The organism is Amycolatopsis kentuckyensis (assembly GCF_002155975.1).
GTDB lineage: Bacteria > Actinomycetota > Actinomycetes > Mycobacteriales > Pseudonocardiaceae > Amycolatopsis > Amycolatopsis kentuckyensis.
Genome location: NZ_MUMI01000229.1, coordinates 1 through 9,602, shown reverse-complemented (window position 1 = coordinate 9,602; position 9,602 = coordinate 1). Strand labels below are relative to the sequence as shown.

At 72.7% G+C, this 9,602-nt stretch carries 8 protein-coding genes; 4 read left to right on the top strand and 4 right to left on the bottom strand.

Translation table 11 applies throughout. The annotated features are described in order from the left end of the window. From CCN39_RS22515 to CCN39_RS22505, 3 genes are all read left to right on the top strand, one after another. A partial coding sequence (locus tag CCN39_RS22515; RefSeq protein WP_086845025.1) for a DUF5682 family protein occupies positions 1-2,143 on the top strand: 2,143 nt, incomplete at its 5' end. After that, complete coding sequence (locus CCN39_RS22510; RefSeq protein ID WP_086845023.1) at positions 2,140-3,312, top strand: VWA domain-containing protein; 1,173 nt, start codon at positions 2,140-2,142, stop codon at positions 3,310-3,312. The genes CCN39_RS22515 and CCN39_RS22510, both read left to right, overlap by 4 nt. A gap of 76 nt (positions 3,313-3,388) precedes the next feature. Further along, a complete protein-coding gene (locus CCN39_RS22505) occupies positions 3,389-3,511 on the top strand; it encodes a ribosomal protein bL36 (RefSeq protein ID WP_086845022.1) in 123 nt (40 codons plus the stop codon). 84 nt (positions 3,512-3,595) lie between these two features. Here the strand turns inward: CCN39_RS22505 and CCN39_RS22500 are convergent, their stop codons facing one another. Next, positions 3,596-3,964: a VOC family protein gene (locus tag CCN39_RS22500; protein WP_086845020.1), complete on the bottom strand. Its 369-nt coding sequence runs from the start codon at positions 3,962-3,964 to the stop codon at positions 3,596-3,598. An 87-nt stretch (positions 3,965-4,051) separates the two neighbouring features. Here CCN39_RS22500 and CCN39_RS22495 point away from each other — a divergent pair, with 87 nt between their 5' ends. Further along, a complete protein-coding gene (locus tag CCN39_RS22495) occupies positions 4,052-4,681 on the top strand; it encodes a winged helix-turn-helix transcriptional regulator (protein WP_086845018.1) in 630 nt (209 codons plus the stop codon). Positions 4,682-4,686: 5 nt separating this feature from the next. Here CCN39_RS22495 and CCN39_RS22490 read toward each other — a convergent pair whose 3' ends face one another. The 3 genes from CCN39_RS22490 to CCN39_RS22480 all read right to left on the bottom strand — a co-directional run. Further along, complete coding sequence (locus tag CCN39_RS22490) at positions 4,687-6,135, bottom strand: flavin-containing monooxygenase (protein WP_086845016.1); 1,449 nt, start codon at positions 6,133-6,135, stop codon at positions 4,687-4,689. 68 nt (positions 6,136-6,203) lie between these two features. Next, positions 6,204-8,573 carry a polysaccharide lyase 8 family protein gene (locus CCN39_RS22485; RefSeq protein ID WP_208630317.1) on the bottom strand — a complete coding sequence of 790 codons (2,370 nt, stop codon included), beginning with the start codon at positions 8,571-8,573 and terminating at the stop codon, positions 6,204-6,206. Positions 8,574-8,803: 230 nt separating this feature from the next. Further along, positions 8,804-9,602: aldehyde dehydrogenase family protein (locus CCN39_RS22480; RefSeq protein ID WP_143264113.1), on the bottom strand; the 799-nt coding region annotated here is incomplete at its 5' end.

Sequence of the window (9,602 nt, the reverse complement as noted above, 5' to 3'; positions counted from 1 at the left end):
GGGATCCGCCCGGGCCGTGGCGGCGCGGCTCGCCGAGCTCGAACCGGACGTCGTCCTCATCGAGGGGCCACCGGAAGCGGACGCCTTGGTCGAGCTCACCGAAGACCCGGCCATGCAACCGCCGGTCGCGCTGCTGGCCTACGCGCCCGACGACGTCTCGCGCGCCGCGTTCTGGCCGTTCGCCGTCTTCAGCCCCGAATGGCAGGCGCTCGCCTACGCCCGCGAGGCCGGGATCCCGGTGCGGTTCTGCGACCTCCCGGCCGCCCACACCTTCGCCGCGCCGCCGGACGAGCACACCGGCCCGCCCGTCGATCCGCTGGCCCTGCTGGCCTCGGCCGGCGGCTACGACGACCCGGAACGCTGGTGGGACGACGTCGTGGAATCGCGGCGGGACACCGCAAGCCCGTTCGAGGTGATCGCCGAGGCGATGAGCGCGGTGCGGGAGGACGAGGACCCGCCGCAGGGCAACGAGGCCCGCCGCGAGGCCTACATGCGCTCGGTGCTGCGCCGCACCCGCAAGGACGGCTTCGAGAACATCGCCGTCGTCTGCGGTGCCTGGCACGTGCCCGCGCTGGCCGACCCGCTGCCGCCGGCGTCACACGACCAGGCCGTCCTCAAAGGACTCCCGAAGCGGAAGGTCGCGTGCACCTGGGTCCCGTGGACGCACGGGCGCCTCGCCACGGCCAGCGGCTACGGCGCGGGCGTGCGCTCGCCGGGCTGGTACCACCACCTGTTCACCACGGCCGACGACGTCACCACGCGCTGGCTGACCGGGGTCGCCGCGGTGCTGCGGGAGGAGGACCTGCCCGTCTCGACCGCGCACGTCATCGAGGCGGTCCGGCTCGCCGAGACCCTGGCCACGCTGCGGGGCCGGTCCTCGGCCGGGCTCGCCGAGGTCACCGAAGCCACCCGGTCCGTGCTGTGCGGCGGGGACGAGGTGCAGGTCGAGCTCGTCACCCGGCGGCTGGTGGTCGGCGAACGGCTCGGCGAGGTGCCGGACGGCGTCCCGCAGCCACCGCTGGCCGCGGACCTGACGGCGACCGCGAAACGCCTGCGGCTGAAGAAGGACCCGATCGTCAAGGAGCTCGACCTCGACCTGCGGACGCCGGGCGGGCTCGACCGCTCGAAGCTGCTGCACCGGCTGCGGATCCTCGGCATCGAGTGGGGCAGCCGGGAGGCGTCGGCGCGGCGGAACAAGGGCACCTTCCGCGAGACGTGGGCGCTGTGCTGGGAGCCGTCGTTCGAGGTCGATCTGGTCGCGGCGGCGGTGTACGGCACGACCGTGCCCTCGGCGGCCACCGCCGCGGTCCGCGGCACGGTCGAAGGCACGCCCCCGCTGGACGAGGTCACCACGGCCGTCGAGAACTGCCTGCTCGCCGACCTGCCGGAGGCGCTGCCCGAAGCGCTCGCGGCGCTCGACGCCCGGGCGGCGGCGGACGCGGACGTCGCCCGGCTGATGTCGGCCCTGCCCGCGCTGGCCAGGGCGACCCGCTACGGCAACGTCCGCGGCACCGACACCGGCGCGCTGCGGGCGGTCGCCGACCGGATGCTGGACCGGATCTGCGCCGGCCTGCCACCGGCCGCCCACGGCATCGACGACGACGCCGCGGCCCGGCTGGCCAAGCTGGTCGACGGCGTGCACGACGCGACCTCCCTGCTGGGCGACGACGCGAAGGACCGCTGGCTGACGGCGCTGACCAGGCTGGCGGAACGGTCGTCGCTGCCGCCGCTGCTGGCCGGGCGGCTCACCCGGATCCTGCACGACGCCGGGCTGTTCGACGCCCTCGACGTCGAACTGCGGCTGGGCCGGGCCCTCACGCCGGGCGTCACGCCGTCGGCGGGCGCGGCGTACGTCGAAGGCTTCTTCGACGGCGGCGCGCTGCTGCTGGTGCACGACGAGGGCCTGCTGCGGGTGATCGACGCGTGGCTGGCGGCGATCCCCGACGCCGTCTTCACCGAGGTGCTTCCGTTGCTGCGCCGCACTTTCGGCGCCTTCAGCGGACCCGAGAAGCGGGCGATCGGGCAGCGGGCGGCCGGGCTCACCGGCGCCGCCCGCGCCGTGCCGCCGGCCGACGAACTGGACGAGGACCGGGCCGAGCGCGTGCTGCCGGTCCTGGCGACGCTGCTGGGGGTGGGGGCATGAGTACCGCGGACCCGGACCGGGTGCGGCGCTGGCGCTTGGTGCTGGGCGGGGACGGCGCCGGGCCGGGGTCCGGGCTGGCGGACGCCGAGCTGTCCGAAGAGGACAGTGGGGTGGACGCGGTGCTGGCCGCCCTCTACGACAAGCCCGACGAAGAGGCCACGGGCGGGCCGCGCAGCGCGAACCTGGGCGCGTCGGCGCCGCGGGTCGCCCGCTGGCTGGGCGACATCCGGCGCTACTTCCCGAGCACCGTCGTGCAGGTCATGCAGCGCGACGCGGTCGACCGGCTCGGGCTCACCCGGATGCTGCTGGAGAAGGAGCTGCTGTCGGCGGTCGAGCCGGACGTCCACCTGGTCGGCACGCTGCTGTCGCTGAACGGCGTGCTGCCGGAGGAGACCAAGGAGACCGCGCGCGAGGTGGTCCGCAAGGTCGTCACCGAGCTGGAGGAGCGGCTCGCCGAACGCACCCGCGCGGCGATCCGGGGCGCGCTCGACAAGGCGTCGCGCACGCACCGGCCGCGGCCCGGCGACGTCGACTGGGCACGCACGATCCACGCGAACCTCAAGCACTACTCCCCCGACCTGCGCACGATCGTCCCGGAGAAGCTGATCGGCTTCGGGCGGCGGCAGCAGGCGGTGCAGCGGGACGTGATCCTGGCCGTCGACCAGTCGGGCTCGATGGCGGAGTCGGTGGTGTACTCGGGCCTGTTCGGCGCGGTGCTGGCGTCGATGCGGGCGCTGAAGACGTCGTTCGTCGCGTTCGACACGGAGGTCGCGGACCTCACCGAGCACCTCGCCGACCCGGTCGACGTCCTGTTCGGCACCCAGCTGGGCGGCGGCACGGACATCAACCGGGCGATCGCGTACTGCCAGGGCCTGGTCGAGCGCCCGGAGCGGACGCTGCTGGTGCTGATCAGCGACCTCTACGAGGGCGGCGACGAGGAGGAGCTGCTGCACCGCATGGCCGAGCTGACCGGCGCGGGGGTCCAGGTGGTGACGCTGCTGGCGCTGTCGGACTCGGGCGCGCCCTCGTACGACCACGAGAACGCGGCGGCCCTGGCCGAGCTGGGCATCCCGGCCTTCGCGTGCACCCCGGACCAGTTCCCGGACCTGATGGCCGCCGCCATCCGCGGCGACGACCTGCAGAGCTGGGCGGCCCGCGAGAGCAGCTGAGTTGCGGAATGAAACGGACCGGCAGACGGTTGAACGGGGTGTGGGACGGCAGCTCCCGCAGGAAGGACGGCTCGCCATGAAGGTCCGCAGCTCGATCCGTTCGCTCGCCCGTCAGCCGGGCGCCCAGGTCATCCGCCGGGGAGCGAAGGTGCTGGTGATCAACAAGGCCAACCCGCGCTCCAAGGCCCGCCAAGGCTGACCCGGGACTCCTCGATACCCCGGGCCCGGAACCGCATGGTTCCGGGCCCGTTTCGTCAGCCGGGGTGCCCGAGCCGGCCGCCGATCAGGCCGGACCCGCGAGGCCGATGAGGTTGCCCTCCGGATCGGCGACGTGGGCGACCACCAGGTCCCGTCCCGGGGCGCGGTCCGGGCCCATCCGGCGGGTGCCGCCGAGGCGTTCGGCCTCCGCCAGCGCCGCCGCGACGTCCGGAACGCCCACGTAGAACACCACGTGGCTTTCATAAGCCGCGCCGCCGCCGACGCCGCCCGGGATGCCGCCCGTCTCCACGAACCCGTAGCCCCCGGGCTCCGACACCTGGTCCGACACCGGCCCGGACGTGTCGAACGCCCAGCCGAACAGTTCGCCGTAGTACTCGCGCAGCCGCGCCGGGTCGGTGCCGATGATCTCGAAGTGCACCACTGGCTGGCCCATGGCCGTTCCTTCCCTCGACATCCGGACCAGGCCGACCGTACGCCCATGCAGTTGTTAAAAACAACCACTCAGTTGTACATTGAGATCATGCCGACGAGTCGCAGCTACCAGGACGCCTGCACGATCGCCCGCGCCCTGGACGTCGTCGGGGAACGCTGGGCCCTGCTCGTGGTGCGCGAGCTGCTGCTCGGGCCGCAGCGGTTCTCCGACGTCCGCCGCGCGCTTCCCGGCGCGAGCTCGAACCTGGTCACCGACCGGCTCCGCGAGCTCGAGGGCCGCGGCGTCGTGACGCGCCGGCAGCTGCCACCCCCGGCCGCCTCGACGGTCTACGAGCTCACCGGCTGGGGCCGCGAACTGGAGCCGGTCGTGCTGGCGCTGGGCGCGTGGGGCGCGCGGATCACGGTCCCCCGGTCCGCGTCCCTCGGCGTCACGTCCGTGCTGCTGTTCCTCCGCGGGTCCGCCCGCCCGCGCAGCACCGCGTGCTACCGCGTCGAACTGGACGCTCGCGTGTGGACGGTCCGCACCGAGCCGGGCCGCCTGACGGTCGAGCCCGGCGAACCCGAAGCCCCGGACGCGACGATCCGGACCGATCCCTCGACGCTGAACGCCCTGCTCGAGCGCCCTCACCACCTCGAGAAGGCCATTGCCGACGACAAAGTGACGATCGAGGGCGACCGGAACGCGGTCCGCAGGCTGCTGCGAGAGCACGAAAACTGAGAACATCAGCCCGCGCGGCCGAACCGCAGCACCCCGTCGTTCACCCGGGTGAACCGCATGTCGGCCAGGTCCAGCAGGTAGTTCTGCCGCATCATCCAGGGCCGCCGCCCGCCTTGCTTCGGCAGGCCGGGAGCGGCCCGCTTGATGTACCCCGACTGCAGGTCCACGATCGGCCGCGGCCGGCCCGCGCCCGCCGCCGAAGCCGCGTCCGGCACGCAGAACGCGAACCCGTGCCGGTCCAGGTACGCCAGCAGGCGGCAGACGTACTGCGACGCCAGGTCCGCCCGCAGCGTCCACGAGCTGTTCGTGTACCCCACGCACCACGCCAGGTTCGGCACCCCGCCGAACATCGTGCCCTTGTACGCCCGCTGCTCCCCCGGTTCGATCGCCCGGCCGTCGACCGTCAGCGCGATCCCGCCGAAGGCCACCAGCCGCAGACCCGTCGCCGTCACGATGACGTCCGCCGGCAACGTGCGGCCCGATTCCAGGGCAACGCCGGACGAGGTGAACCGCGCGATCCGGTCGGTCACGATGTCCGCCTGCCCCGAACGCAACGCCCGGAACAGGTCGGCGTCCGGCACCAGGCACAGCCGCTGGTCCCACGGGTCGTAGGACGGCACGAAGTGCGGGTCCACCGGGATGGACGCCGGCAGCTGCGCTGCCACGCGCTTGCGCAGAGCCAGCGACGCCCGGCCCGGCAGCCGCCGCATCAGCTGGAAGAACAGCGTTCCCAGCACGACGTTCTTGCCCCGGACCACGCGGTGCGCCGGCTTCTCCGGCAGCCACGCGCGGATCCGGTCGGCCAGCGCGTCCCGGCCCGGCCGCGCCACGATGTACGACGGTGACCGCTGCAGCATCGTCACGTGCGAAGCGCGCGAGGCAAGCGCCGGGACCAGCGTCACCGCCGTCGCACCGCTGCCGATCACCACGATCCGCTTGTCCGTGTAGTCCAGCGAATCCGGCCAGTGCTGCGGGTGCACGATCTCGCCGGCGAACTCCTCACGGCCCGGGAAGTCGACGACGTGCCCGGACTCGTACGAGTAGTAGCCGCTGCACAGGTACAGGAACCGGCAGGTGAACGTGGCGCCGTGCGCGGTCGAGACCGTCCACCGCGCGTCCGGCGACGACCACGACGCCCGCGTCACCCGGTGCCCGAAGCGGATGTGGCCGGTCACCCCGAAAGTCTCGGCCGTCGAGCGGATGTAGCTCAGGATCGACGGCCCGTCGGCGATCGCCTTCGGGTCCTTCCACGGCCGGAACGGGTAGCCGAGGGTGAACATGTCCGAATCGGACCGGATGCCCGGATACCGGAACAGGTCCCAGGTGCCGCCGATCGTGTCACGCGCTTCCAGCACCGCGTACGTCTTGCCCGGCAAGCGCTCCTGCAGCCGGCAGGCCGCGCCGATGCCGGACAGGCCGGCGCCCACGATCAGGACGTCCACGTGCTCGGTCATGCACCGGAGCCTAACCGAGGTGGGGACCCCGCCGGGCCGGGTCGGGGCACCGGCCCGGCGGGGCGGTCTTACGCCAGGACCACCTTCGTCGCGCCGAACGTGCCCTTCAGCGGCACCACCACGGGCCGGCCGCGCACCGTCACCGTGACGCTGTCCTGCAGCTGCGTCGGATCCGACACGGCCAGCTGGGTCCGGGCCCCGCACCGCCCGATCGCCACCGACGCCGGGCCCGACACGGTGACGTCCCCGACCGAGCCTGCCGCGAAGAAGTTCGCCAGCACCGGGCCGCCGGTCACGCGGATCGCCTGCACCACCGGGGTGTTGGCCAGCACGCGCCACGCCCACGACGCCGTGAGCGTGTCGATCACCGATGCGCCCGGCAACACCGCGTACGCGTACTTCGCGTCCGTCGGCTTGACGCCGTGTTCCAGGACCAGCTTCTGGTACCGGCGCGTGTTCGGCGTCGTCGTGCCCTTGGTGTTGGCACCCGTGTCGATGTCGCGCCACGCGCCCGTCCGGTCTTCGCGCAGCGCCGTCACCGACGCGTCGTCCAGGAGCAGGTACCCGCCGACGTTCTCCAGGTGCACCCAGCGCGGCTTCCGCAGCGCGGAGGCTTTCCCGAGGTCGATGGTCACCCGCCGGCCGTCGGCCAGCAGGGTCCCGCGGCCGCCCTCACCGAGGTTGCGGTTCTCGATCGTCGTGCGCACCGCGTAGCCGGACGTGCCGGTGATGCCGGCACCGAGGCAGACGATCCCGCCGGGGGTGAAGAACCACGACTTCTTCGCGACCAGCGATCCGTCCCAGTTCTTGAAGTCGAACGCGCTCGCGCCGTGCCGCGCGTCCCAGCGGACGCCGCCGGTGTGGGCGTTCGGCCCCACCGGCACCCCGCCGAACTTGGGGTCGACCGGGCCGTCGTGCTCGGTCGTGCCGGGCAGCAGCAGCGGGTCGACCGTCGGCCAGTAGGCGTCGGTGTAGTGGCCCTTGGCGTTCGGCAGGAACGTGTAGAGCACGCCGTCGCCGACGTGGTAGCCCTTGAGGTTCTGGCCGTTGATGGCCTCGTAGCGCGAAATCCGCGTCGAGCTGACGCCCAGCGAAGCCGACCAGCCGTCGGTGACGTGCACCAGCCGGTCCTGCTGGCCGAAGACGCGGTGCGTCGCCTCGACCCGCGCCGGGCGCGCCCCCGACGCCAGCATGTCCTGCGCGAACTCGATGCCCGGCGTCGCCACCAGGTCCGGGCCGGGCGCGAACCGTTCCGGGTCCGGGATCTTCAGGAACGCCGCGAACGTGCCTTCCTTGAGCCACTTCGCGGCGAGGGCGTTGAGGTCGGTCTTCGTCTTGCCCGAAGCCGTCCGGGCCAGCACGAGCGTCGCGACGGTGAGCTGGTGGCCGATGTCGTGGCCGGTCTCGCCCTGGCGCGACAGCATCCGCCCGCGCACCGGCTCCATCAGCGCGCCCGCGTAGACGAAGGGCGCGAAGCTGTCCGCGACCAGCGCGTAGATCTTGTCCTTCAGCGGCTGCGGGAGCGCGTACTCGGTGCCCTGCGTGACGTGGATGGCGCCGGCGAGCGCGGTCAGCAGCACGATGCCGTAGTGGCCGGGGTACGGGATGGTGTCGTGCTGGATGAACGAGCCGTCGACGTGGAAGCCGTCGCCGGCCGCGCGGTCCAGCTTCGCGACGACGCTCGCCGCGCCCCCGCCCGCGACGTCGGTGAGCGCGTCGATGCCGGTCTTGATCCACGCCGTGTCGCCGAGCATCGCGCCCGACACGATCGAGATGAGCGCCTTGTCCGCGCGGTTGGCGCCGGTTTCGACCACCGACGCGTTGTTCGCGCGCAGGTTCGGGTTGCCGACGAACCGCTTGACCGGCTTGAGGTAGCGGGCCAGCTGCTCGGCGGTGAGCTGGTCGGCGACCACCGACAGCGTGTGCAGCAGGTAGTACGGGATGCCGATTTCGTAGGTGTACCAGTTGCCGATTTCGCCGACGTTTTCGTTGTACTGGCTGGCGTAGAGGAGTTCCAAAGCGGCTTTGACGCGGTCGAGCACCACCGGATCACCGGACAGGGAACCGCCGGGCGTGCCCCAGTCGACGGCGATCGCCCGCAGCCGCGCGTACATCGACGTCGTGTAGTCGCTGCCGGGGCCGAGCGGAAGATCGGTCCACAGTGGAGCACCACCGCCGGCGACGGACAGGCTCGCGTTGTAGGCTCTGGCGACGCGGCCCAGGTTGGCCAGCGCCGCGGCCCGTTCGGGCGACGGCCGGTTGATGCCGGTCTGCAACTGCCGGTACGCGGCGACGATCGGCGCGGTCGCGGCGGGCACGGACCTGGCCGTTCTCACGGCGGTCGCCGCAGGCTCGGCGAAGGCCGGGCGGGTCAGGAGCACGGTGGAAGCGGCCGCCAGGGCACCACCGCGCAGGGCAATTCTCCGGTTCACGGGCATGACAATGCCTCCCAGGATCAAGACATCCTTGGCTTGCGGGGAACGGATTCAGTTGTGCGGCGGCGGATTTTGTTCTGTGGAGGTCACCTTCGGGGCCTGCCCGAAGGTGACCTCCACGGCTCTCGGCCACGGAAACTGTCGGTGCCGAGCGATAGAGTGGAACCGGGGGGCGCCCCCGCGGGTCGTGAGTGGCAACACGGGTTCTCGCCCGCCTCGCCACTCACGACGGGTCAGCGGGAGCCGTCGGTGCGGCGGGGCAGCCGCCAGGGGTTGGCCTCCTGCAGGGGTTCGGGCAGCAGCGCGTCCGGGAAGCCCTGCCAGGCGATCGGGCGCAGGAACCGCTCGATCGCCGCGGTGCCGACCGAGGTCGTCGTCGGGGCCGTCGTGGCCGGGTAGGGGCCGCCGTGCTGCTGGGCCCAGCTCACCGTCACTCCGGTGGGCCAGTCGTTCCACAGCAGCCGGCCGGCGATGCGGGCCAGCGAGGGCAGCACCGGCCGGATCCAGTCCACATCGGACTCCTCGCCGTGGATCGTGGCGGTGAGCCCCGGTTCGATCACGTCGAGCAGGCGCAGCAGCTCGGCCTGGTCGGCGTACGTGACGATCAGCGACGCCGGCCCGAAGCACTCCTCGTGCACGGCGGCGCCGCCCTCGAGGAACTGCTTGCCGGTGGTCGACAGCAACGTCGGGGTGAACGCGGGCGCGGACGAAGGCGACGAAGACACGACCTCGACGCCCGGGACCTCGCGCAGCTTCGAAAGCTGCGCGGAGAACCCGGAAGCGATGCGGTCGTTGAGCATCGGCTGCGCCGCCGCCCCGTCCAGGGCCGCGCGCAAGGTGTCGGTCAGGCCGTGGTCCTCCGGCAGGAACAGCAGGCCCGGCTTGGTGCAGAACTGGCCCGCCCCGAGCGTGAACGACCCGGCGTATCCCTTCGCCACGGCCTCCCCGCGCGCGGCGATCGCGGCCTCGGTCACCACGACCGGGTTGACACTGCCGAGCTCGCCGTAGAACGGGATCGGCCGCGGCCGCGCG